17 protein-coding genes are annotated in these 24701 nt (G+C 56.7%); 10 read left to right on the top strand and 7 right to left on the bottom strand.

From position 1 onward, the window contains the following. Positions 1 to 110 precede the first annotated feature (110 nt). A complete protein-coding gene (locus VO84_RS06375) occupies positions 111 to 773 on the top strand; it encodes a DUF305 domain-containing protein (protein WP_231737808.1) in 663 nt (220 codons plus the stop codon). Beyond that, positions 770 to 2800 carry an LVIVD repeat-containing protein gene (locus tag VO84_RS06380; RefSeq protein ID WP_058186596.1) on the top strand — a complete coding sequence of 677 codons (2031 nt, stop codon included), beginning with the start codon at positions 770 to 772 and terminating at the stop codon, positions 2798 to 2800. The genes VO84_RS06375 and VO84_RS06380 overlap by 4 nt, the downstream gene beginning before the upstream one ends. 84 nt (positions 2801 to 2884) lie before the next feature. Here VO84_RS06380 and VO84_RS06385 read toward each other — a convergent pair whose 3' ends face one another. Beyond that, the gene (locus tag VO84_RS06385) at positions 2885 to 3808 is read right to left on the bottom strand and encodes a helix-turn-helix domain-containing protein (RefSeq protein WP_058186598.1); all 924 of its coding nucleotides are present in this window, start codon (positions 3806 to 3808) and stop codon (positions 2885 to 2887) included. Positions 3809 to 4055: 247 nt separating this feature from the next. Here VO84_RS06385 and VO84_RS06390 point away from each other — a divergent pair, with 247 nt between their 5' ends. The 4 genes from VO84_RS06390 to VO84_RS06405 all read left to right on the top strand — a co-directional run bounded on the left by VO84_RS06390 (position 4056) and on the right by VO84_RS06405 (position 9077). After that, the gene (locus VO84_RS06390) at positions 4056 to 4901 is read left to right on the top strand and encodes a hypothetical protein (protein ID WP_058186599.1); all 846 of its coding nucleotides are present in this window, start codon (positions 4056 to 4058) and stop codon (positions 4899 to 4901) included. A 23-nt stretch (positions 4902 to 4924) separates the two neighbouring features. Next, entirely contained in the window at positions 4925 to 5326 is a 402-nt protein-coding gene (locus tag VO84_RS06395) for a hypothetical protein (RefSeq protein ID WP_058186601.1), read from the top strand. After that, positions 5326 to 6444: a LytS family sensor histidine kinase gene (locus tag VO84_RS06400; protein ID WP_058186603.1), complete on the top strand. Its 1119-nt coding sequence runs from the start codon at positions 5326 to 5328 to the stop codon at positions 6442 to 6444. The genes VO84_RS06395 and VO84_RS06400 overlap by 1 nt, the downstream gene beginning before the upstream one ends. Before the next feature lie 122 nt (positions 6445 to 6566). Continuing rightward, positions 6567 to 9077, top strand: a complete 2511-nt coding sequence (locus VO84_RS06405) for a phosphocholine-specific phospholipase C (RefSeq protein WP_058186605.1) — start codon at positions 6567 to 6569, stop codon at positions 9075 to 9077. Between the two features lie 173 nt (positions 9078 to 9250). Here the strand turns inward: VO84_RS06405 and VO84_RS06410 are convergent, their stop codons facing one another. Continuing rightward, positions 9251 to 12232, bottom strand: a complete 2982-nt coding sequence (locus VO84_RS06410; RefSeq protein ID WP_058186607.1) for a hypothetical protein — start codon at positions 12230 to 12232, stop codon at positions 9251 to 9253. Between the two features lie 134 nt (positions 12233 to 12366). Between VO84_RS06410 and VO84_RS22070 the strand changes: the two genes are divergently transcribed. Then, positions 12367 to 12573, top strand: coding sequence for a hypothetical protein (locus VO84_RS22070; RefSeq protein ID WP_082661781.1), 207 nt, complete (start codon positions 12367 to 12369; stop codon positions 12571 to 12573). A gap of 368 nt (positions 12574 to 12941) precedes the next feature. Here VO84_RS22070 and VO84_RS06415 read toward each other — a convergent pair whose 3' ends face one another. The 4 genes from VO84_RS06415 to VO84_RS06430 all read right to left on the bottom strand — a co-directional run bounded on the left by VO84_RS06415 (position 12942) and on the right by VO84_RS06430 (position 19552). Next, complete coding sequence (locus VO84_RS06415) at positions 12942 to 14063, bottom strand: hypothetical protein (RefSeq protein WP_058186609.1); 1122 nt, start codon at positions 14061 to 14063, stop codon at positions 12942 to 12944. A gap of 47 nt (positions 14064 to 14110) precedes the next feature. Beyond that, complete coding sequence (locus VO84_RS06420; protein WP_197413928.1) at positions 14111 to 15991, bottom strand: VWA domain-containing protein; 1881 nt, start codon at positions 15989 to 15991, stop codon at positions 14111 to 14113. 126 nt (positions 15992 to 16117) lie between these two features. Next, a complete protein-coding gene (locus VO84_RS06425) occupies positions 16118 to 18061 on the bottom strand; it encodes a VWA domain-containing protein (protein ID WP_058186613.1) in 1944 nt (647 codons plus the stop codon). A 72-nt stretch (positions 18062 to 18133) separates the two neighbouring features. Next, positions 18134 to 19552, bottom strand: coding sequence for a hemolysin family protein (locus VO84_RS06430; protein WP_058186617.1), 1419 nt, complete (start codon positions 19550 to 19552; stop codon positions 18134 to 18136). Between the two features lie 223 nt (positions 19553 to 19775). Here VO84_RS06430 and VO84_RS06435 point away from each other — a divergent pair, with 223 nt between their 5' ends. The 3 genes from VO84_RS06435 to VO84_RS06445 all read left to right on the top strand — a co-directional run bounded on the left by VO84_RS06435 (position 19776) and on the right by VO84_RS06445 (position 22446). Continuing rightward, positions 19776 to 20978: an efflux RND transporter periplasmic adaptor subunit gene (locus VO84_RS06435; RefSeq protein ID WP_331458397.1), complete on the top strand. Its 1203-nt coding sequence runs from the start codon at positions 19776 to 19778 to the stop codon at positions 20976 to 20978. 225 nt (positions 20979 to 21203) lie between these two features. Then, complete coding sequence (locus VO84_RS06440) at positions 21204 to 22031, top strand: DUF4097 family beta strand repeat-containing protein (RefSeq protein ID WP_058186618.1); 828 nt, start codon at positions 21204 to 21206, stop codon at positions 22029 to 22031. 136 nt (positions 22032 to 22167) lie between these two features. After that, positions 22168 to 22446 carry a 4a-hydroxytetrahydrobiopterin dehydratase gene (locus VO84_RS06445; RefSeq protein ID WP_058186620.1) on the top strand — a complete coding sequence of 93 codons (279 nt, stop codon included), beginning with the start codon at positions 22168 to 22170 and terminating at the stop codon, positions 22444 to 22446. A 10-nt stretch (positions 22447 to 22456) separates the two neighbouring features. On the opposite strand, the gene VO84_RS06450 is transcribed toward VO84_RS06445, so the two are convergent. Continuing rightward, positions 22457 to 24478, bottom strand: coding sequence for a WD40/YVTN/BNR-like repeat-containing protein (locus VO84_RS06450; protein ID WP_231737809.1), 2022 nt, complete (start codon positions 24476 to 24478; stop codon positions 22457 to 22459). Positions 24479 to 24701 lie beyond the last annotated feature (223 nt).

Raw genomic sequence — 24701 nt, forward strand, 5'->3', positions numbered from 1 at the left:
TGCAAGACCGCTCCCCGCAGCTGCAAATTTCGTTTTGAGAACGACCTGACCCGGCCCGCAGCTCGTCCGCACGGCCCCAAATACACAGCCTTATGTTTGGAGAATCGCAGTTGTCCCGCACACTTCGTCCCGTTTTCGCTGCTTCCGCTCTCGCGCTCTGTTGTCTCACTGCACTTGCGCAACAATCTGCGCCCCCGCCCTCCATCGTCCAGCCCGGAGCGCCCGGAGCCTCCAACAAACCCCTGTCGCCCAGCGCCGCCAACGCCGGCGAGGCGCTCAAAGCTCCATCCAAACCCGACGCCTATTTCATGCAGGGCATGATCATGCATCACAATCAGGCCGTGGAAATGACGGAGCTGCTCAAGACCCGCACCAAGGATCCCGCCATCCAGGAGCTCGGCCACAAAATCGACGTCTCCCAGACTGATGAAATGCGCTGGATGAAGCAGTGGCTCACCGACCGCAGCCTTCCCATCGACCCTATGGCCGGCATGGACATGAAAGACATGAAGATGGACATGCCCATGATGCCAGGCATGCTTACCGCCAAGCAGATGGAGGCTCTTCGTAAAGCCTCCGGCCCGGAATTCGACCACCTGTTCCTCACCGGCATGATCCAGCATCACTCCGGCGCGCTGCAGATGGTAAAAGACCTTTTCGCCAACCCTGGCGCAGGCCAGGACCCCCAATTATTTGATTTCGCCAATGACGTCGACAATACCCAGCAAGCCGAAATCGACATCATGCGTCACATGCTGAAGGAGAGACAATGAGCTGCATCACTTCCCAATTCGCCGCACGCAAACTCACTCTGTTAGCCCTTGCTGCCGCTAGCCTGGCAGTTGCGCAAGGCCCAACCCCCTCTGCGCCTCCAGCGGCAAAAACCCCACCCATTCCGCCGACCGTTTATGTCAATCCCCGCTCCGATTCGAGCGATCCTCGCGTCGGCCTGAAGGGTGGCCTCTATGACGCAGCCACGGCCATCCAGGGCATGGAGCTCGTGCTGACCACGCCCAAGCCCGCTGGCTTCGCGCCGGATATCGATACCATCAAAGCCGTTGACGCCACGCCGCCACCGGCACCCGTCGATCCTGATGCCCCGCGCCAGCGCGGCATGATGATGACTGCGCCCAGCGGCCCGCGCGCCAATTACGGCGGCACCAACTCCGATCTCGCCTTCAACTCGAAGTACCTCTTCAATGGCAATTACAACGGCATCAACATCTACGACATCTCCAACCCCTCGCACATGACGCTGGTCACGTCGATCATCTGCCCCGGCGGCCAGGGAGACGTCTCCGTTTACAAGAACCTTCTGTTTATGTCGGTTGAAGCTGCCAACGGCCGCATGGACTGCGGCACGCAGGGCTTCCCCACCTCCACCCCGGCTCCGCAGCCGCCCGTACCCACCGGCGATGCTGAAAAGGACGCTGCGGCCCGCCGCGAATTCATGATGCGCATGCAACCGCCGCCCAGCAAAGACCGCGTAAAGGGCGTCCGCATCTTCGACATCTCTGACATCAAGAACCCGAAGCAACTGGTTGACGTACAGACCTGCCGCGGTTCGCACACGCACTCGCTTGTCGTCGATCCCAAGGATAAGGACAACGTCTACGTCTACGTTGCAGGCTCTGCGGGTGTACGCCCGGCAGAAGAGCTTGCAGGCTGCTCCGGTGGCGATCCTGACAAGGACCCCTCAACAGCGCTCTTCACCATCGTTGTCATCCAGGTGCCGCTCGCGCATCCTGAACAGGCCAAGGTCATCAACAGCCCCTACATCTTCGCCGATCCGGCAAGCGGCAATGTGAACGGCCTCTGGAAGGGCGGCAATCACGGCGATGGCACACAGAACACCTCCGCCACGCGCGGCTGCCACGACATCACCGTCTACTCCTGGCTTGGCGTTGCTGGCGGCGCATGCTCCGGCAATGGCATCCTGCTCGACATCTCGGACGTTGTGCATCCCAAGCGTCTCGATGCCGTTACTGATCCCAACTACGCTTTCTGGCACTCCGCTAACTTCTCGAACGATGGCAAGACGGTCCTCTTCACCGACGAGTGGGGCGGCGGCGGCCAGCCACGTTGCCGCGCTAGCGATCCCATGGCCTGGGGTGCGGACGCCATCTTCACTATCACGCCGGACAAGAAGCTGAAGCTCGACTCGTATTACAAGATGCCCGCGCCGCAAACCGACAAAGAGAACTGCGTTGCGCACAACGGCTCCATGATTCCCATCCCCGGCCGCAATATCGAAGTGCAGTCGTGGTATCAGGGTGGCATCTCCATCATGGATTACACCGACCCCACGCACCCCTTCGAGATCGGCTACTTTGACCGCGGCCCGGTCGATGACAGCCGTCCCGCCATGGGCGGCCAGTGGTCCACCTACTACTACAACGGCTACATCTACGGCTCTGAGATCGCTCGCGGCACAGACGTTTTCAAGCTTGTCCCGACGAAATACATCACGCAGGCTGAGATCGATGCCGCTGGCCAAGTCTACCTTCCTGAGCTCAACGTTCAGGATCAGCCGCACATCGAGTATCCGGAAAACTTCGTCACGGCCAAGGCTTATCTCGATCAGCTCGCCCGTGGTGACAGCCTCTCGGCAGATAAGATCGCGGCCATCAAAGCCAACATCGATGCCAAGAACGGAAAGAAGCTGAAGGGCGATGCCAAGACCGCCGAAAAGGCTGCCGAAACGGCAAAGACTCCCGCCGATGCAGACCGTCTCAAGGCTCTTGCCAAAATCCTCTCCAACCCCAAAGCCGCCGAAGCTGCACCCAAGACCGGCATGTAGCCCGCCATCAAAAACCATGGGCGAGCTGCATAGCTCGCCCATGACACACAGCCTTACTCTCCGTACTTCCCTTCTTTCAAGAAGTCAGGCCTCGGAGACTCTCTTCAGGCCACGTTTTATGCGTGCATATGCTCCCGGCGTAGTGCCCGTTTGATGCCTGAAGGCCGACGTAAACTGGCTCTGGTCTCCGAAGCCAACCGCAAGCGCGATCTCGACCAGTGGCCGTGCTTGTGAGGTCAACAACGTTTTGGCCCGCTCCACCCTCCGTGCAATCACATACTGATGAACGCTCTGCTCCGTCGATCGTTTGAACATCTTCCCGAAGTGATACGGACTGAGACACGCCACCCCGGCCAAATCCATTACTGAGAGGTCATACTCTAGATATTCCTCAATGTAATCCAGCACACGAGACAGCCGGTCCGGTGTAAGCCCTGACCTATACTGGCTGATCTTTAGTGGAAACACCCCATAGCGTTGCGCCAGATAAACAGCCGTAGCATTGCACAGGCTCTCTACGACCAGTTGCTGGGGTGATGAATCCCTTCCAAATACCTCCTCAAGCGCTCCTACCAGGTGCCCCAGCACAACATCGCGTGCTCCTCCCCGAACCATGATCAGTTCCACAGGCCTTTGGCTGAATGGCTCCGGCATCGCCAACTCCATCATCGGTATGCCAATGCTCATGACGCTCGAGTGAAAAATGCCCTCCCAGCGGATGCCTTTCTGTAAGGTAGCCGTACTCAAAAACACTCCCCCCGGCACGAGCAGGCAATCCTTTTCCAGGCCGCCCTCTTTACAAAAAACCCGGCACGGCTCTGTAACCTTCCCCACCGCAATCATGTGAGTCAGAAATTGGATCTCAGGTAATTCGGTCGGGGGGCTTATATGCTCTTCCAGAATCAGGCCGTCATTCGCGTTGCTCCCGCCCACAAGCCTCGCGGTCCCGTGCGGCGTAAACAAATTACGCAAAATACCTTTGTGCTTTATGACAATCCGTTCAGTCATAAGCAACTCCGCTAGTTTTCGATAAACAACAGCCCGTTTTCACAATCCATCAGTCACAGTGCATAACTACACTGCAACTATTGAAATATCTTTCGAGAACCCGAACCGCACAGCGTACACCAAGGGGAGTGCGGAAAAGCGCGGCAAGCACTCTTCCGACGATATGGTGATGTTTTGCATTGTAACGTTTCGGTCACTCAGAGAGCAGAAGATTTTTTTGCTACGACCTTGAACCCCGGAGACCCTCATGGCAACTCGAGCAAGCGCTGTTCGTATTCCTGCCAAAGCATCGTGCGCATGCGATGTCTCGCTGCCTGCCTCCAGGTGCTCCATTCAGCTCAATCCGCCGCCGTTTCGGCCAGATCCTGCCATCTACACGCAGTCGCAACGGCTGGCCGCCGGCCTTGACGTCACCTGGAATAACCCCGACATCACGTGGTTCCAGCCCCAAGTCTATGCAGATAGCAAGTGGCAATTCAATATGCAACCTGGCATGTCGATTTCCATTCACAACCTGTCTGCGAAGGCGGCCGCCGTGAATACAACGGTCTCTGTCTCACGCAGTGCCCTCGGGATTGGAATGCCGCGCTCTCCCGTCGTCACGCAAGTGCTCTCATTAGCGGCGGGAGAAACCCGCGTGATCAGCGTGCCATTGCTGATAGCGGCTCTCATAATTCCGGGTTTCATCATCATTGATTTCCAGACAGGAGAAGAGACTACGGAAATTGCGGGGACAGAACTCGGCGCCGCAATTTTTGTGGACATCTCCCACCCATACGACTCAGACGCCTCGAATAATCATGGAGAAAGCGTGACAAGCCTCGCGTTTTTGACCATCGAGGCACCGCCAATTCCGATTCTTCTTGGAAACGTGACAGCCGCGCCGCTGGACTACGCGCTATCGCTTGCGCCCAATACCGTCTCTGCCCGAATTGCTCCCGCTCAGGTAACAGTTGCACCGGGAGCCACCGCCATAGCGTATCTCTCTTACACGCTTCCGGCAACAAGGCCGTTCAGCACCAGCGTCACGATACTTGCCCGCGACCAGCAGGGAGATCTCATAGGCGGCCTCACACAGTTTTTGTATGTATGAACTCACCCGGACGGTGACAAACCATGAATTGGCTATCCAATACGATTGCGCGTTCCGGTATCTGTGCCGTCAGCGGAGCCATCGCCGGCGCCATAGTGGGCTATTTCTTTGGATTGCCCTATGCGCTGGCAGGCTCTCCGCACGTGCCCGCCGTTTCATGGCTCTGGTGGATGGCTCTCGGCCTGTCGGTCTTCGCGTGGCTGGTTCTTCTGGTCATCGTCGGCGTCTTTGGCAATTACGGCGTAGTCAGGATTGCAGTCTGGGCATTGGGAACATCCCTGGTCACCGGCATCCTCACTGTTTGGGGCATATACGTTCTGCACATCGGTTTCTTCGGCGCGCTGCTCGGATGGCTCATCGGCTTCCTTGTCGGTAAATCCTTTTGCGCGATGTGCGCCGCTTATCAGAATCGAGGTAATAGTTAATGGCTGGCGCGACCATTTGCGGTGGAACAGGGACAGTATCAGGACCGCCAACATTCTGGGCTACCCTGGCTGGTATCTTTGGAATATTTTTCGGCCCGGTCGCCTCCGCTATCTTTGGCGTCGCGGGTAAACTGGGCGCCATCGATGTTGCCGGTATGACGGCATCTACCTCTGTCCTGGGCAAATTAGGCGCTTCCCTCGGCCTCAGCGGATGGGGTGTTTTGGCTCTGGCAGCCATCATTGTCACTGCCGTAGTCACTGCGCTCTCCATCATCATCTGGGCGAAATCATCGCATGATGCTCTGTGCGGCGTGCCGGTCGTCGGAAAATTCGAATGTGTCACCGGCGTGATCAACACCGTGGAGGCCGGCTTTCATTACGGATACAGCGAACTCGTGGGGTTTCAGAATAATCAGCCCCGCATCGACGTTGTTGTCAAGAGCATTTACTGGCCTATCCTCACTTTGAATAATCCGCCCATGGTATGGTGCGCGGCATGCACCAACTGCCCTCCCAGTGCTGCCGCGCCCGCGCAGATACTTAACCCGAATTCAACCTGTTCGCCCATGATGCCTTGCTACTACCACAACAATCAGGTGTGCTCGGCATCGGCAGGCGCATCGGCAGGCGCGGCTATCGGCGCGGCTCTCGGTGCTGTTGGCGGAGTGATCCTCGCAATCTGGCTCTTTGGCCTCATGGGCTGTTCTTTTACTGCTATTTTTTCCTGGATTTGCATCATTGTCCTGGCAGTGGTCTGCCTGATTGTGGTCGCTGTTGTTGTCATCGCGGCATTGATTGGTTCCACCATCGGAACACAGGCGGGCAAGGCTGCCGCAGGCGGTTCCGCGAGTCCGATGGCGGGAAGCGTCACACTTATGCCCGGCGCATATGTCAGTGTTCTTGGCAACATGGTTCAGAGCCCCCACTCGCTTGGAGCGAACGTCATCTGGTTCGCAGGATGGACGCCTGACGCAAACGGCCAAACTGTGGATGATCTAACCGCGAGCAATATGAACGGAACGACGGTATTGGGCAAGTCAACCGGGCTGCCGCCATTTTGCTTCACTGATCCTGACGGCATGATTCCCGCATCCATGGATATTTGCCCCATGCCATGATTGAGCTGGATGCCAGGTTCCGCTATAAAGTGATTGGGGTTTTACGGCGTACTTATAACCAACATTTCATTTCAGTGCAGCCTCTTCACAAAAAACCAACATAGCTGTGAAATAGATAGAGAATGCACACCAGGCGAAACTTCCTTAAATATGTAGCAATGATGTCAGGCGCGGCCGGGCTCTCCGAACTCACTCCTGAGGCAATTCAGCGCGCGTACGCCATCGAACCCGAGCACGGTTCCACGTATCTCGACGCCGAATACGTCGTCATCCTCATGCAGGAGAATCGCTCCTTCGATCACACATTCGGAACGCTGCAGGGCGTACGCGGATTTAATGATCCAAGAGCGATGCGGCTGGCAAACGGCAACTCCGTCTTTGTGCAAACGGATGCAGCGGGCAACTCCTACGCGCCTTGGCGGCTGAACATTCACGACACGCGCATTACCTGGATGGGTTCGCTGCCGCACTCCCGCGAGAGTCAAGTAGATGCGTGGAATGAAGGCCTTCATGATGGATGGCTTGAAGCAAAGCGCTCCGGAGAGAAAGATTATGCGTATTTACCGCTGACCATGGGCCATTACACGCGGGAAGATCTGCCGTTCTACTACGCGCTTGCGGATGCCTTCACCATCTGCGATCAGAACTACTGCTCTGTCATGACAAGCACTTCGCCGAATCGGAGTTATTTCTGGACGGGAACCATTCGTGAGCAGCAGAACACGGACGCAAAGATTCATATCCGCAATGAACAGATCGATGACGGCGGCATGACATGGAAGACCTTTCCGGAACGGCTCCAGGAGGCAGGCGTCAGTTGGAAGTCGTACCAGAATGATCTGGCCCGCTCCGGGCTCAGCGGTGAAGAAGACGCGTGGCTATCGAATTATGGGGACAACGTTCTCGAGTGCTTTGCTGCATACAACGTTGAAGCATATCCCGGATTTGTCGCCGCTGCAAAACAGTTGAGTGCGGAGCTCGTGATCCGTGCAGACAAGCTCGAATCAGAGATATCCGCGACGCACGATGCTGCCACGAAAGGCGATCTTCATAAGCAGCTTGACGAGATTCATAAGCAGATGGAAGCAGTCAAGGCAGCAGTCGCACAAGGTGGCGAAGTCCGTTATAACCAGCTTTCTGAAGACCAGAAAGCACTGCATCATGCGGCCTTTGTCACTAACGCCGCTGATCCTGATTATCATGCGCTGGAATCATTATCCTTCGAGCTCGACGGGCAGCAGCGAAACATACAGGTCCCCAAGGGCGATGTGCTTCACCAGTTCCGCAAAGATGTGAATGAAGGCAAACTGCCCGCAATCTCCTGGCTCACAGCATCTGAAAGATTTTCCGATCACCCAAGCTCGCCCTGGTATGGCGCGTGGTACATCTCGGAGATCATGGACATTCTCACAAAGAATCCTGAAGTGTGGAAGAAGACCATCTTCATCGTCACCTATGACGAGAACGATGGTTACTTCGATCATGCGCCATCCTTTGTCGCGGCCGATCCTAGGTGTCCTGAAACCGGCCACGCCTCAGAGGGAATCGATACAGGCCTCGAATACTGCTATAAGCAGGATGAACTGCGTATGGGTGTTGTAGAGCATGAAGCCAGAACCGGCCCCATTGGCATGGGCTTTCGCGTGCCATTGCTTGTTGCTTCACCGTGGAGCCGCGGCGGATGGGTCAATTCGCAGCTCTTCGATCACACCTCCACTTTGATGTTTCTCGAGCGCTTCATTCAGGAGAAGTACGGCAAAACAGTGCGCGAAGAGAACATCAGCGCATGGCGGCGCACGGTAGCAGGAGATCTGACCTCTGTATTTCGCCCTTACAATCCTCAGGACCCGCAGCTCGATTACCTCAATCGAGATAAGCATGTTTTGAGCATCGCAAAGGCCCGCTACCGGGAGGTTCCCTCGAACTACGCAAAGCTGACTGCGGTCCAAGTGGAGAAGATTAATCATACCCCGCATGACTCCGAATCGATGCCACAACAGGAGAAAGGCATTCGTCCTGCATGCGCGCTTCCTTATGAGCTGTATGCAGATTGCCGTCTCGGTGACGACGGCACGCAATGTGAAGTGCGGTTAAGCGCAGCTAATCACGTGCACGGCACAAACTCTGCCGGAGCGCCTTTCAATGTGTATCTGCGCAACCTCAAGCAGAAAGGCATGAGGGCGGCAACGTATACCGTCAAGGCTGGCGATACTCTCACGATTCCATATCCGCTATCGCTCTTTGCCGATTCACGTTACGAAGTCGAGATTCACGGCCCCAATGGCTTCTATCGAATGTTGATGGACCGCGGCAGTCCCCTGCCGATAGAGGCGCGAGCGGAGTATGAATCGCGCGGCGGCAAATACACCGGAAATGTTCTTGTGCATCTGCGCAACCGTTCTCACAACGCTGCCAAGGTCGAGATCACGGATAACGCTTATCAGGCAAAGCCTGTGACGAAGCTCGTCAATCCCGGTCAGGAAGTTGCAGTCGTCATGCAGCTGGAGCAAAGCCACGGCTGGTATGACTTCACAGTCACGTCGGATGGCACACACTCGACAGCCCGATTCGCTGGCCGCGTAGAAACGGGAGCCGCCAGCAAAAGCGATCCCGCGATGGGCAGAACTATCTAAGCGGGTACACTCCAAACAACAATCCGATCGCTGCCAGCCGCGATCGGATTGAAATCCCTGCCATCGCCATTACTTCGCGATAGTGATGGCCTGTCTACCAACGAGCAGAGACGTCATGCTATAGGTCACGCTTCAACCAGCGTTCACTGGCAAAGTTGCCAGCGGCGTCGAGCCTATCCACCTTTGACAATCCCCGCAATGCCGGCCGCAAAAAATGTGGCCAGTATCCAGCCCAGCATGATCAATATCCATCGCACCCAGCGTAGCCGGTCAGCTCGAATGAATATCGGATCGATCGTGCGCTGAGCCACCCACTCCCACCCTTGCTTCGCCCGCTCCCGCGTTCTGCCCAGCCAGCTCTTCGCCCTCCCCGCTGGTGCCACAAGCGCGTGCGGATTCTGCAACGGAGCCGAGTCAGGCTGCCATTTGTCGTCCTGTCCCAGCTTCACCAGTGGTATGCAGTTTTCAAGTGAGTAGATCAGCGGATGAAACGGCGGATAGTGATCCGGCAACTGACCGCTTGCATGGTAAGCCTCATAGGCTTCCTTCTCGGATGGAGCCATAGCATTCCGAACCTTGGCCCGCCGGTGAATCACCCACGCCACTCCAGCCATTAAGCCAAGCCCGTACACCGCGCGCAATGGATAGATACCGTAACCCGTGGTCGATTGCTGCAGCAGGTCTCCACCATAGTTTTCAAACTTGCGCAGCGGGCTGAATCTCTGGCGGGTATTCTCGCGTGAATCGGATTCCATCTGCGACAGTACCTCTTTGGCGCCGTCGCCATCCCCCGTCTCCTGAAGAAACTTTGCCAGCTGTGTGTAGGGCTGTTCAGAAAAAGGCGACGAAAGCCGCAGCCAGCCCTTTCGAAAATCCGAATCCTGGAAGCCGCCGGAAACCGATCGATAGGTGAAGCCATCCAGCGAAAGATCCCCCTTTCGCGGCCAGCTCTTCGCATTGTCCGTCTCAAGCGTATCCACCTTCAGATCGCTCAGCTTGAGTTTGGAAATAGATTGGATCTCCGTCCAGTAGAGAGTCTGCTTGATGGTCGCTCCATAAAGACTCACGTCTTGAAAGCTGCCCCGCGTACAGTTCATGTCTCTGCTGATCTGGGCCTCGCTGAAGTCCACCGTCGCATCCGCGCTGAAATCTCCGTCGCGCCCATGAAGAAAGACAGAACCGCCAATGGTGACGCGCTCCGCATCGAGAGCTGTGCCGCTGGAAGCGCTGAACTGGCCGTTCTGGCAGTCGAAATCCCCGGAGATCTGCGCGCCCACGATGCTTACCCTGCCAACCGATGAAAACTTTTTGTTGAGATAAACTCCACCTTTCACCACGACGCTATCTGCTTTAAATGAAACACCGCCCGCGTTTTTAAAGCTTCCGCCATCACAATACAAGTCTCCGCCTATTTGAGCCAGATCAAGAGCGGTCATTCCTTCTGCTGAGAATTTGATATTTAAAAAGATATTGCCGCCAATTACCACATAGGCGGCATTCAAGGCATATTCGTCATCATCGTTCCACGCGAAATGACCTTGGCTGCAATCCAGGTCGTTCCGTATATGCGCCGACCGTACATTTACCTCACCCTTGGCACTGAAATCTTTCCTGAAATAGACAGAGCCTCCGATCGTGGCCCGTTCCGCGTTCAGAGATTCGCCAGCAGAAGCGCTGAACGTGCCGCTCTCACAATCAAGATCCCCATCCACCTGCGCGTTCATAAGGGATACCCTGCCGGTCGCAGAGAATTTTGCACGAAGTATGACACTCCCCTTGATCACAGCGCCTTCTGCCGAAACCGAATCATCGGAAGTATTTTTGAAGTGGCCGTCTTCACAATTCAAATCTCCTCCGATTTGAGCCAGATCGAAACAAACCAATCCTTCCCCGGTGAATCCGTAGCTCAAAAAAACACCACTGCCAATCACCGCCGACTTGGCTTGCAAAGCAGCGGTGCCCTGCTTTCCCGGGTGATCCGTAAAATGCGAGTTATTGCAATCTAACTCATTCCGGATGTGCGCCGCCTTCAGGAGCACTCCGCCGCGCGCCGTGCAGTGATCCAGAAGTGCGGACCCACCAACGGTGATCACCTCGGCATTGATCGCCCAGCTTGAAGAACTGTTGAATTGCCCTGCTTCGCAATTAAGATTCCCTCCAATCTGTGCACCCAACAAATTCACCGTGCCTTGCGCCGAGAACTTGCTGCCAAGAAAAACGCCGCCTTTGACAAAGATGCCTGCGGCGGAAATCGCCTCACCGTCTGGATTGCTGAAGTGGCCTCCATCACACACCAGTTCCGTGCCTATCTGGGCGCTGCCGAGAAAGACCTGCCCCGTCGCGGAGAATCCGCCATCCAGGAAAACCCGACCGCCAACCACTGCGGATTCCGCGTCGAATGCGGCGAAATTCATATCGACTTTCGGGTCATCCTTATTCGCCACAAAACTGCCACCTTTGCAGCTCATGTCATTCTTGATATGAGCCGCTCTCAAGCTAGCTCCGCCCTGGGCATGGAAGCCTTCCGAAAAAAATACGGACCCATCAATGGTGACCTGTTCGGCGTTGAGGGCATATCCGTCATCCGCATGGAATCGACCACCAGCGCAATAAAGATCCCCTCCTATATTCGCGGAATACATCGTGACGCCGGTAGTGCTTGAGAAGCCCGCGTCGAGCGCCAGATCGCCGCGAATCCGCACATAAGAAAGATCCAGCCAACCAAGCGCAGACCCGGAGAGAGCCAGCGACGGAAGCTGGATGTAAGAAAGATCCGCGGGCTCCGATATCTGGCACCACAGGAGCCAGAGCGGAAACGAAAGCTTAACGTTCGCCAAATCCAGCGGCCCTGCGATTCGCGCTGCAAAGAGCCGAATGCCGTGGGAGCCAATTCTGCCGACGGCCGCCTTATCTGTGCATAGCCAGTGGATGAGCTCAGCACGAACCCTCCGGTCTTCCGGCCATGGGTTTGGCGTGTCCGGATTGTTGGTAGGATCATTCACCTGATCGCTGCTGCCGGCGATAGCGCGAGCGCCGGCGGTAATCGCATAAAGCAGACGTTCCTCGGCGGTACTCCAGCCTTGAAGAAATGACTCCGAAAGTATCTCGCGAAATTGCTCGGGGATAGCCGATCTCTTGTCCCTGGCTTGCAGCATGGTCGTCCTGACAATTTTTATGATGAAGTCGGTGTGAACTGACCTGGGTGGGTGCAGAGTATCTGTTTCAAACTAAAGGAGCAAGAGATTTTGGCCGGTAATTCCTCGAATCTCGGTTTTAAAATAAATCTGTTATGCCATTTCCTATCCGTACCTGTGCCGTCTGTGGTGATGAGTTCGAACTGAAGCCGGACAAGCCCGGCTTCGCCAACCGCTGCCCTTCCTGTAGCGAACCCGAAGAGGAAGAATCCTCTAAAGGAGAGCTTTCTAGTGCCGACCCTGAACTGAACGCCGCCCGCCGCAAGACCATGCGTGACATGTTGTATCGCAAAGAGAGTTGAATGCGGGAGTTATCCAGTGCAGCGTTGATTCCCAACTAATTTCTTTCGTTTGAGTTGCGGACTGCTGCACAGTTCTTGAGCAAATCTTTATGCGATCTTCATTCCGGAACTGTGCAATGAAACTGCTTGATACAGATTTATCGAATTGCAGATTCTGACGGCAAGCAGGGGGGTACTGTACTGTCTGTAGAAACTAAACGGCCCGAATCCAGTATGGATTCGGGCCGTTGCTTTCTCTGCTGATTATGAGTAAAGCACAGATTGGGTTAATTGCACGCAAAGTTTCTGAAGAGGCAAGACGGTACGAAAGGACAATGAACTTTGGTAATGAAGGACGACCAGTTATTGGGAAGCGAAGGGAACAACGACTAAACCGGCCTGCCGCGGAAGACATACACCAGCTCGATGAGCAGAATCAGCACCACCATCACCTCAAGGAAGAAGGTGCGGGTCTGGTTGAACTGCTCAACCATGTAGTTATAAAGCTCCTCAGCGGTTTTGAGCTTCTGTTCCACCAGGTCGCGGTAATCCGGCACGCCCACCCTGGCCGCAGCCACCTTGTAGAGCCGGGCGGCGAACATGTCGCTGAGAAACTTGATGGCATTATCAGCGTGTTCGGTCAGCTCCGAGACTTCCAGCAGCACGGAATGGAGGCCGTTGGCGTTACGCGCCATACTCCAGCGGCTGAAGAAACTGTTCTTCTTTTCGAGCTCGTCGTAGACGCGATCCAGGATCTTGGTCAGAAGATCGTCGTAGTGACGAAATTCGAGCAACTGCGAGTTGGCATATTCCAGCAACTGAATGGCAGTCTCCGCGCCGGCAGTTGAGTCATACAGAAACGCAGCGTTCCACGTGATCACAGCCAGATCCTGCGCGTAGTAAGAAATCTGCGACTGAAGAACCTCGGCGATTTCCCGATCGGAGAGCGTGACGCGGTCGCCGCGGACAATCTGTGCGATCTGCGAACCGAAGCGCGTAGTTAAATCCGTAGCTGTGGGCGAACCGGCAGCTTCGCGGACATGGAAGATGAAGTAGTCCTCGCTAAGCCAGCGCGTGTAAGGATTCTCCATCGCCTGCGGAATGCGGCTAAGCTTTTGGCGAACGATCGGCTCTACGCGGGAGGCAAAATCCACGTCCCAGACCCACCGGCTGGAGAGATGCACAAGGCTTTCCCAGTCGCCTGTAAATGGCAACTGATAGAGAATGCTGACGACGCCGTAATCGTAATACTTGATTTCGCCTTCCAGGCGCTCGCCGGATTCGAGAACAAGCGGATCCAGGCGGCCGGTGACGGGCGGGCGCTGGTAGCTGACGTAGGAGGGTGCGGAGTGCTTGAGATTCGGCTGACGGAGAGTGCGCGCCTCGTCTTCTTGTTTGAGAACCTGCTGAAGCACGTCGAGGCGCAGCTCCTCGCAGACATCAAACTGGATGAGCACAAAGACTGAACCGCTGAGCGATGTGCCTACGGAGGATGGAGTTACCGTCGCCATGGCTTATACGCATGGTATCCGATGGCGACGGCAGAAGGATTAAGAAGCTATTTGGAGGCTTGCTGAAGTGGCACGACGGCGCTTAACGGAACCTCCATAGTGCCGACTTTGCGCGAGGTGCGATCAAAGATGCCGGTGCGCAGCCAGTAGTTCCCTTTTGTGGGTACGGCTAGCTGCGCGTGAAGCTGCACGCCGGCTTTCTGCACTGCGGCCCAGGCGTCTGGCGGGAAGCTAAGATCCACCAGATGGCTTTCCTGATTTGTGATGTTTCCGTAGCGGTCATAGACGACAAGCGTTATGTTGACCTTGCCTTTGTGACTTCCGTCGGGAGCAGGTGTAAGGGTGAGATCTGATGTATCGATGGCGAAATCGATCTTGTAGGCGGTCTTATCCTTACCGGGTGTTATGTCCGGCGGTGCGTTTGGAGCGGGATTTGAAGCGGCTGCGGGCGTGCCTGCCTGCGCCGGATAAATACGCAGCTTGTAAAGGATCTGCTCGCTCTGCGGCATTCCGAGGTCCATGAAAGGCAACAGCGGATCGACGGCTCCGGGAGTTTTCTGGTTGAGCTTTTGCAGTTCCTGGCTGCGGACTGCAAGCGAGCTGCCGGGGAGTGCATCGTCTACGGCGAAGTATCCGCGACGATATGCGAGCTGATATTTCGCGCCAGCCACTTTGACTTCAATGTTGCGAAAGCTGCCGTCCATATTTGCGTTCGTTGGCGTGTAGGCGATGGTGTAGAAGTTGCTGCTGGTGGAGGTGATCTTGTTGATGATGTCCGCGAGGCTGTTGATGTTAGCGAAAGCGCGTCCGCCGGACTGATCTGCCATGATCTGGGCATTCGCCTGATCACCGTTACGCGACATATCTTCGCTGTTCAGCTGTTGCACCACGGCGCTGCCGAGACCGGTCATCTGCGAGGGCGAGGAGTTGGACGGAGAGACTATATTTTCCGCAGTGTAGACGCCATTGACACTTGTGCCGGTAGGCTCGACGGGGTAGATGGCGGCGCGTGCCGCAGCCAGCATGGCGAGAGTACGCGACATCTGATCGCCCAGGGCAGGATTGCCGGTCTGTACGCCGCCCATGCCGCCGGAGTTGACGACAAATATGCCAGGTGGCTTTTCCGCAAACCAGATGATGTTCTTTCGCCCGGGAAAGCCCTGTAAAAAGCTTGCGAGCCGTTGGAGATTTTCGAGTGTGACCTGCATTCGATCGATATTCTGCGCGAGATTGTTTTCATTCATGAATTGGTTGAATGCGGAGATCATTCCCGCCGATGCGGCAGTGCCCCCGTTTCCCACAGATTGGCTCATCATTCCGGCCATGTTCTGCTGGTTGAGTACCTCAGAGTGACTGGTCAGTGCGCCGACGTTTGCAACCTCATTGTTCTTTTTATTATTGAGCGCGGCCATGAGGATTGCCGGATCGTCATTGAAACCCTGAATGAAGTGCAGGCCGAGGTCCATGGAGAAGATGGCCATGCGGTTGCCGGGCTTGGCTGTCTTGAGGAATTGCAGAGCTTGCTTGTGGGCCCAGCCCTGGTTATCGGTGTTTGTGTTGAGAGCATCCAGAAGCAGGATGTTGACGACAGGAGGTTCAGGGAATGGAGAGAAGTTGGTGAAGACGTCCGTGGGCATTTTAGGAATCTGCACGGACTGCGGCGGCGCAGGCGTGTTCTCTTCAAAGAAAGAGACAGCCTGCGGCTTGCCGGACTCTGTGACGGTGAAGGCGTCTTTTTTGAGACCGGTGACGGGCTTGCCGTTGTTGGTGACGATCACGTCTAGGACGACGGATCGGGCGGTGACACGGAGCGCTGGCTGATCCGCTTGAGAAGCAACAGGCGCCTGGATCGGCTGCGCAATGGGCTGCTGCGCCTGGAATATCAGATTTGAGCCTGCGAGAACGGTAGAAGCGAGAAAAAGCCGCATGACAACCCCCGCAACAGTATGCTTCCTGAGACGAACGATTGTGTCATCAGGATGCATAGTTCAGCCCTTTTCCAGATTTCTCTGTTGGGCTGATCGCTTAGAAATGTCAGCTGCACAACGCAGTTATCATTTCGATGCTTGTTGGAGCGGAACTACGGCGCTTAACGGGATCTCCATGGTGCCGACCTTATGGGAACTGCGATCCAGGATGCCGGTGCGCAGCCAGTAGTGCCCTTTTGCCGGCACGAAAAGCTGTGCGTGGAGCTGGACGCCGGAGTTCTGGATAGCGGCCCAGGCATCGGGAGGGAAATTGAGATCGACGAGGTGCTCCTCATGGGTGACGACGTTTGCGTAGCGGTCATAGACAGCCAGAGAGATGTTGACCTTGCCTTTGCGAGTGCCATCCGGGGCCGGGGTGAGCGTCAGATCCGAAGCGTCGACGGCAAAGTCGATCTTGTAAGCGGTCTTGTCCTTGCCTGGAGACTTGTCCTGTTGTGGATTTGGCGGTGTGCTTGGCGCAGGACTTGGAGCGGCCGCAACCGTGCCTGCCGGAGCAGGAAAGACTCGCAGCTTGTAAAGCAGTTGCTGGCTCTGCGGCATGCCGAGATCCATAAAGGGCAATAGCGGATCGACAGCGCCCGGAGCCTTCTGATTGAGCTGCTGGATCTCTTTGCTGCGGACGACGAGCGAGCTGCCGGGAAGCGCATCGTCTACGGCAAAGTAACCGCGACGATAGGAGAGTTGATATTTCGCCCCCGATACTTTGATTTCGATTTTGCGGTAATCGCCATCCATATTTGGATTGGTTGGCGTGTAAGCAATGGTGTAGAAGTTGTCGCTGGATGAGGTGATCTTGTCGATGATCTCGGCGAGGCCGTTGGAGTTGGCAAAGGCTCGCCCGCCGGATTGGTCCGCGATGAGCTGCGCATTGAGCTGGTCGGTATTGCGATCCTGATCTTCCTGGCTTATCTGTTGCAGCATGGCGGCAGAGCCAGCACTCTGGGAGGTTGCAGCGGTGCTTCCAGGGGTGGGGTTGCTGGCCCCAAGCATCTGCTGTGGCGAATTGTTGGCCGAAGAGATCACGTTTTCCGCTTTATAGACAGCGTTGACCGATGTGCCGCGGGCATCGACGGGATACAGGGCGGCGCGGGCTGCGGCCAACATTGCGAGAGTTCGGGAAGCTGTAACACTCAAGGAAGGATTGCCGGTCTGGATGCCGCCTATCACACCGGAGTTGATGACGAATATTCCCGGCGCCTTTTCCGAAAACCAGATGATGTTCTTGCGGCCAGGAAAGCCCTGCAGGAAGGTGGCGAGCCGCTGCAGATTTTCGAGTGTAAGGTAGTTGCGATCCACATCCCGAGAGAAGTTGTTCTCATTCATGAAGTTCTGAAGGGCGGCGATCATATCGGGATTCGCCGCGGTGCTGAAAGGCGTGTTTGCGCTCATCAAGCCGATGAGGTTCTGCTGACTAACAATTTCATCCTGGCTTGTTATTGCGCCCACGTTTTCGACCTCATTGTTCTTTTTGTTGCTGAGGGCGGCCGCGAGAACGCTGGGATCGTCGCTGAATCCCTGGATGAAGTGCAGGCCGAGGCCCATGGTGAAGATGGCCATACGGTTGCCAGGCTTGGCGCTCTTGAGGAACTGCAGAGCAGCCTTATGGACCCAGCTCTGATCTTCCGTGAGCGTGTTGAGGGAATCGAGCAGGAGCACGTTGACGGCTGGCGGAGTGGGAAATGGAGAGAAGTTGGTGAAGACGTCCGGGGGCATTTTGGGGATCTGAACGGACTGGGGCTGCGGCGCTGGCGCGTTCTCTTCAAAGAAGGAGACAGACTGCGGCTTGCCGGACTCTGTGACCATGAAGGTGTCCTTTGAGAGTCCGGTGACGGGCTTGCCGTTGTTGGTGACGATGACGTCGATGACGACGTTGCGGGACGTCACACGGAGCCCAGGCTGCTGGTCGGCTGCAGGCGAAGCAGGATTCTGGGCTGGTTGCGCGCCGGGCTGCTGCGCCTGCGGAACTAAAGCTGCACCTGCAAGGATGGTTGAAGCGAGAAAAAGCCGCATAAAAACCCCCGCAACAGTATGCTCCCCGGGACTATGGGTTGTATCACCTGATTTGTCACCTAATTGTATTCTTCAACTGTTTTTTCCGGATTCTTCGGTTTGAGGCTGGTCTGAGACCTCTGCGATGGGGTGAATGGTCTCCACGCGGACCTTGCCGATGCGGCGGCCATCCATTTCCAGGATGATGAAGCGGCGGGAGCCGTAATCGGTGGTTTCTCCGGCGCGCGGTATGTGGCCGAGCTGTGTGAGAAGAAAGCCGGCGAGGGTTTCCACGCCGCCGTCGCGGGGCAGTTTCCACTGCATCTGGGTTTCCAGGTCGCGCAGGTTGACACTGCCATCGAGAAGGAAATCGCCGTCGGGGTTTGCCAGCAGCGGGCGGGCGGGGTCGTCAAATTCGTCTTCAATTTCTCCCGTGAGCTGCTCGATGGCGTCTTCCGATGTGACGAGCCCTACAGTGGAACCGAACTCATCGACAACGATCGCCATATGGCGGCGGCGGCGTTGGAGATCGCGCAGAAGGTCGAGAACGGTCTTGGTTTCCGGAACGACAAGGAGCTCGCGCATGATCTGGCTGAGGCGGAGGTTCAGAAGCGGCATGGGCGCGCCGGGATCGGAAAAACGAGCAGTGGGGCGGAAGTATATGAGACGGGCAAGGTCTTTTGAGTACACGACCCCGATGATGTGCTCTGGGCCGCGGGTCTCATCGTAAACGGGAACGCGTGAGTGCTGAAGATCGATGACGCGGGCGGAAGCTTCTTCGACGGACATGTTTGCGGGCAGGGAGAGAATCTTCTGGCGCGGCGTCATGATCTCGCGGACGGTGACGTCGTTGAGTTCAAGGGCACGATGAACAAGGGTTTCCTGAAAGCGCGGCAGGACGCCTGTGCGGCGGGCGGCGGTGGCAATGAGTTTGAGCTCTTCGGGTGAGTGAGCGCTGGCGCGCTCTGTGAGCTCGACATCGAAGCCGCGAAGAACAATGCCGGCGGAGCGGCTGAGGAGGCGTACGCAGGGACGCACAATGGCCATGAAGAAGAGCATGGGCGGCGCAACAGCGACAGCAAGGGCCTCCGCGCGGCGCAGAGCGAGTGATTTAGGAACGAGTTCACCCAGGACAACGTGAAAATAGGTGATGAGGCAGAAGCCGAGGGCGACAGCGGTGAAAGCGACAGCGTGCGCGTAAAACAACGGATGTACGGGCGGATGCGGGAACCAATCAAAGATGGCAAGAACGACCTGCGCGGCAAGAGGCTCGCCGATCCAGCCTAGGGCCAGCGAGCACAGCGTGACGCCAAGTTGAACAGCGGGGAGAAAGTCGTCGAGATCGTGCTGGAGGCGGCGAACGGCGCGTGCGCCGGGCATGCGGGCGTGGAGCATCTGCTCTACACGGGTGTCACGGATGGAGACCAGTGCGAACTCGGCGGCGACGAAGAAACCATTGGCCAGGATTAACATGCCAACCGCGACGCATTGGAGGAGAAAGAGACCTTGCATCTCGGTGTGAGGATAGCACTTCTGCAATTGAAATACGGCGCGGCGCCCGGGAACTAAAGCGAATCGCAATGCGTATGGGATTGCGAGGCCATACAGAAAGTTTGTGGTCTTCTGAAAGCGGTTGACACCTCGGGATGGAAACAGTCTGAACGGTGGCAATCGTGGCGGCTTTTTTATCTCATACATGAAATTTGCGGCCAGAGATGCCGCTGGAGGATTCATCTTGGCTCCGCGTAAGAAAAGAAGATTGTGGATATGGATTGTTTTGCTGGCCGTGCTGGCAGTTGCCGTCACCGGCGTAGCGATGGCGCGGATGGCGAGCGGCGGAAAGATTGACCCGAACCGGCTGGCAAAGGTGACGCGCGGAGATGTGGCGCGCTCCGTGGTGGCTACGGGCAAAATTCAGCCGATTACCAAGGTCGAAGTGAAGTCAAAGGCGTCGGGGATTGTGGAGAAGCTCTTTGTGGACATCAATAATCGTGTCCACAAGGGCCAGCCGCTGGCGGAGCTGGATCAGCAGGAGATTCTGGCCCAGGTGGAGGCGCAGAAGGCGACCCTTGCCGCGACGGAAGCCAATGTTGGCACCTTTGAAGCAAATATAGAGCAGGACAAAGTGAACGCCGCTGCGCCGGATCTGCCCATGTACAAGCAGACGCTGGACCGCAACGTCGCCATGCAGAAGGACGGCATTGTGAGCCGGCAGGCGCTGGATGACGCGAATCGCGATTACCTGGCGGCTTTGACCAAGCGCGACTCGTCAAGGGCGCAGATTGGCGTGGATACAGCGAAGCTGAAGCAGGCGCGTGCGCAGGTAGAGCAGGCCAATGCGAACCTGAAGCAGCTTGAAGAGCAGCTTTCTTACACGACAATTGTGGCGCCCATGGATGGCGTGATTCTCTCTCGCGATGTCGAAATCGGCGACGCGGTCAGTTCGATCCTGGTACTGGGATCGACGGCCACACTGGTGATGACCGAAGGCGACACGACACAGGTATATGTGCAAGGCAAGGTGGACGAGGCTGATATTGCGCACGTGTATATGAACCAGCCGGCACGGATCAAGGTGGAGAGCTTTCGCGACCGGGTTTTCAACGGCAAGGTCACCAAGATTGCACCTCTGGGCGTGGAAAAAGACAATGTGACGACTTTTGAGGTGCGGGTTTCCATCGACAACTCAGGCGGTGAGCTGAAGGCGAACATGACGGCAAATGCCGAGATCCTTCTCGATGAGCACAAGGGCGTGCTGACGGTTCCTGAATCCGCGGTGATTTACGACAACCAGCGCAATGCATCCGTCGAGATTCCGGACAAGACGCAGAACGAGGGCAAGCGTAAAGTCGCGGTAAAGGTTGGTCTCTCCAATGGCTCCGTGACGGAGATCCTGAGCGGAGTGAAGGAAGGCGACGAAGTAGTGCTGCAGCAGTAGCGGCAGGGATCAGGTGTCAGAGATCAGGGATCAGTTTTAAAGGCGACCGTTGTTCGGGGTCGGACGCGCTGTTCAATTATGGACAGCTGCTCTGGCTTACCAATGATGGCTTGCGCGCTATTTCACGGATTTTACGGGAATTAGCAGAAAGTCAGGTTTGGCCCTTCCCATGCAACAGGGTAGAGCGGAGCTAACCCTCCCCCGTTCTCGATTTGGAGGTACACCATGAAATTTAGACTTGCTGCCGTAGCGATTGCTCTCTCCGCTCTGCCCGCATTTGCCGCCCAGGCCAGCTTTGAACGCAATTTGACTGTGAATGGCCGAGTGGACCTTGCGGTCTTTACCGGCTCCGGAAATGTGCACCTGTCGCGCAGCTCCAGCAGCCAGATTCATATTGTTGGCCACGTGAAATCAAGCTGGGGTGGTAGCGACGATCAGGTTCGGGAGATTGCCGACCATCCGCCGATTGACCAGACCGGCAACATTGTCCGCATCGGCGCGCACAACGAGAACCTTAAAAACATTTCGATTGACTACGAAATTCAAGCTCCTGCAGACGCCTTTCTTGAGGCGCACTCCGGCTCCGGCGACATTACCGACGATGGCGTGGGAGAAAACTCAAAACTTGGCACCGGCTCAGGAAACATTCACGCCTCCGGCCTGCACGGCGGTTTTGCGGTGAACACTGGCTCGGGAGATATTGTGGCTGAAGGGTCCGGGCCTGGCGAAGTCACAGCCCGGACGGGCTCCGGCAATATCGAGCTCAAAGACCTGCACGGTGCTTTGCATGCTGGAACCGGCTCCGGCGACGTGAAAGTAACAGGAACGCCGGCCGGTGAATGGAAACTAACGACCGGATCTGGAAATATCGAGCTCTGGACCGGTAGCGCTGGATTCAACCTGGATGCGCATACGGGCTCAGGCTCTGTGCACAGCGACCACGAAATGACCGTGCAGGGCGACTTCGATCATCACCATATCGTAGGCCGCGTCAATGGCGGCGGCCCGGATGTGCATATCCAGACAGGCTCGGGCGACGTTCGAATTCATTGATCCCCTCCCAAACCAGGGAAGGGTCATCCCTACGGCGAGGACCAATTGCTCCGCAGCGTTGGACTCGCCGATTTTTTGCCTCCTATGCCGTTTCAGATCCCGTTAGTTCGATATGCTGAACGGCAGGAGCAGCATCATGTCCGATTCCCTTCTCTCTCCAGCTGAGATCAAACAGCAGCTTGCGAAAACACCGTCGTGGCAGATCGTGAATGGCGAACTTACACGCAATTTTGAGTGCGCCGATTTCCGGGCCGCACTCGCCTTTGTAAACAAGGTGGGCGGGCTGGCTGAGTCTGCGCAACACCATCCGGATATCGACATCCGCTATAACAAGGTGAGGTTTGCGCTGGTAACGCATTCCGCCGGCGGCCTTACCAAGAAGGACTTCGATCTGGCCGCGCGGATTGGTTCGTAGAGCTGATTTTTTATTGTGCCGTTTTGGTGGACATGGCTGTTCCACCCTGGGCCTGCTCGGTTGAGGGTTCGAGCAGAACCCCGTCCGTGCGCGAGGCCGCGATGAGGTGACCGGCGGCAGACCGCACCAGGTAGAGTGGAAAGCCGGTCTTCTGCCAGGTCCAGGAGAGCGACTTGGCATCGATGGAGTAAACGAAATCGCTGCCGCGCGAGCTGGCCAGAATCCTGTCCTGCCGCGCATCGTAGGCCAGACCGTTTACATCCACCATCGGCAGCCGTTGCAGCCACAGCCAGTTCCGGCCCTGGTCATGCGAGAAGTAGACTCCCTGGCGCGTGCCCAGCCAGATGGTGCCATCCGCGGAAAAGACAACGCGGTAGACACGAGTGATGGCAGTGGGAATCGACACCGGCATCCAGGACTGCCCGGCATCCGTGGAGACAGCCAAAGCGTTGGGCTGCGCAGCAGCCATTGTGGAGCCATGGGCAGCCACGACGCGATAATCGCCCGACCCGGCTACAGGACCACCCTGCCAGGTTGCACCCTGGTCATGGCTGGTGAAGATGCCGGCATCCGCAGCGGCAACCCATACATCGGTAGAGAGATCGAGCGCGTAGATGCGGCTGGAGAGCTCCTGCTTCTGCTCCACAGCCTGCACAGTGCTTATGTGCTTGCCGCGCACAACCTTCTTAACTTCCTGTGCGACGGTGTTCACGATGGTGCTGCGCGGAGTCCATGCGCTGGAAGCTTGATCCAGAGCGAAAATGCCGCTGTTGGTTCCGGCAAGGACGGTGCCATCCTGCGCCTGGCTGAACGCGAAGACATCGCGTCCGGCGAGCCCTTCGGAAATCTGCTTCCACTCCTCGCCGCCGTCGGTGGAAACAAAGGCTCCGCCGTAGGATTTATCATTCGCCACGCCGGCATAGATCTTCGCGGGATTGCCGGAATCCACCAGCAGGGCCTCCACCTTTCGCGCGGTGAAACCGCGATTGGCGGCCGTGAAGGTGACAGCAGCATCATTGCTGGCCAGCACGCCACTGCGATCCGTAGCCAACAGCATTCGGTTGGGATTCTCTGGATCGATCCACACGTCGTTGACGATGACATCCGGCCCCGTCATACGCTGGAAGGTCTTGCCGCCGTCTGTGGTCTTGTAAAGGCCCTCGGTGGTTCCGGCATATACCGTATCGCGGTTCGCTGGATCCTGCTTCAGCTTGCGCGTGCGCCGCGCCGTAGCGGGAATGCCCTGAATCTTCTTGAAGAGCGCGCCCGCCGTTTCGCTTTTGTAGATACCACTACAGGCGCTGGCGTAGACGATGCTGGGGCTGACCGGATCGATAATGATGGAGAAAACATCCGAGTCGTCAATGACACCCTGCTTGATGTTTTCCCAGGTCTTGCCGCCGTCACTTGTCTTCCATGGCAGGTGCCATGTGCCGGCGTAGATGATATCGGGATTCAGAGGATGAATGGCGAGCGATTCGACCTCGTGAATTTCCTTGCTTTCGGGCGGGCTGATGAGCGTCCATGTGGCCCCTGTGTCGGTAGAACGAAAGACACCTTCCAGCGTGCCCGCAACGAAGGTTTTGGGATCGGAAAGCGACTGCACGAGTGCGAAGACGGACTTATTTTTGAAGGCTGGGTCTTCGCTCCAGGTGCGGCCGGCGTCATGGCTGACGTAAAGGCCGCCTTCCGGCTTGTCGAAGCGCCAGGCGGCGACGAGGATGCGTGAGGAATTCGCGCGATCAATGACGATATGCGCGATCACCAGGTCGTCAGCCGGATCCAGGCGGGAGAGCCGCTTCCAGGATTCGCCACCGTTTCCAGATTCATAGATAGTGCTGAGAGCTGTGCCGAGGTAGAGATGTTCCGGATGACCCGGTACCGAGGCCAGGGATCGCGCATCCCCCCCATCCGGCCCAACGGTGCGCCAGAGGCCCTGCGCTGTGCTGAAATGCGCAGGCAGTGCCAGAAGAGCAAGAAGGAGAACCAGGGTCGAACTAATTTGGCTATTGCGGCAACGAGAGAACTTCAAGCAGGTCTTCAATGGTTTCGTCCAGGGTGAAAAGCGGCTGCAGAAAGAGTCCGCCATTTCTATTGGAAAACATTTGGCTTATAAAAGTCGAGGCTGACCGGAGATTCCGGCCAGCCTCGATGGTTACTGAGAAGGTGCTTCTGACTACATTTTGGCTTTCTTATGGTGTTTTTCGGCGAGGGGAACGCGCTTGATGGGCTTGATTGCGGACTCGTCGACCGGC

The sequence above is a fragment of the Occallatibacter gabretensis genome, from assembly GCF_001449115.1.
Classification (GTDB): Bacteria; Acidobacteriota; Terriglobia; order Terriglobales; family Acidobacteriaceae; genus Telmatobacter; species Telmatobacter gabretensis.

Coding starts and splice junctions, on each gene's coding strand:
- VO84_RS06380 (WP_058186596.1), top strand. CDS start 770: ATGAGCTGCATCACTTCCCAATTCGCCGCACGCAAACTCACTCTGTTA.
- VO84_RS06385 (WP_058186598.1), bottom strand. CDS start 3,808: ATGACTGAACGGATTGTCATAAAGCACAAAGGTATTTTGCGTAATTTG.
- VO84_RS06390 (WP_058186599.1), top strand. CDS start 4,056: ATGGCAACTCGAGCAAGCGCTGTTCGTATTCCTGCCAAAGCATCGTGC.
- VO84_RS06395 (WP_058186601.1), top strand. CDS start 4,925: ATGAATTGGCTATCCAATACGATTGCGCGTTCCGGTATCTGTGCCGTC.
- VO84_RS06400 (WP_058186603.1), top strand. CDS start 5,326: ATGGCTGGCGCGACCATTTGCGGTGGAACAGGGACAGTATCAGGACCG.
- VO84_RS06405 (WP_058186605.1), top strand. CDS start 6,567: ATGCACACCAGGCGAAACTTCCTTAAATATGTAGCAATGATGTCAGGC.
- VO84_RS06410 (WP_058186607.1), bottom strand. CDS start 12,232: ATGCTGCAAGCCAGGGACAAGAGATCGGCTATCCCCGAGCAATTTCGC.
- VO84_RS22070 (WP_082661781.1), top strand. CDS start 12,367: ATGCCATTTCCTATCCGTACCTGTGCCGTCTGTGGTGATGAGTTCGAA.
- VO84_RS06415 (WP_058186609.1), bottom strand. CDS start 14,063: ATGGCGACGGTAACTCCATCCTCCGTAGGCACATCGCTCAGCGGTTCA.
- VO84_RS06420 (WP_197413928.1), bottom strand. CDS start 15,991: ATGCGGCTTTTTCTCGCTTCTACCGTTCTCGCAGGCTCAAATCTGATA.
- VO84_RS06425 (WP_058186613.1), bottom strand. CDS start 18,061: ATGCGGCTTTTTCTCGCTTCAACCATCCTTGCAGGTGCAGCTTTAGTT.
- VO84_RS06430 (WP_058186617.1), bottom strand. CDS start 19,552: ATGCAAGGTCTCTTTCTCCTCCAATGCGTCGCGGTTGGCATGTTAATC.
- VO84_RS06440 (WP_058186618.1), top strand. CDS start 21,204: ATGAAATTTAGACTTGCTGCCGTAGCGATTGCTCTCTCCGCTCTGCCC.
- VO84_RS06445 (WP_058186620.1), top strand. CDS start 22,168: ATGTCCGATTCCCTTCTCTCTCCAGCTGAGATCAAACAGCAGCTTGCG.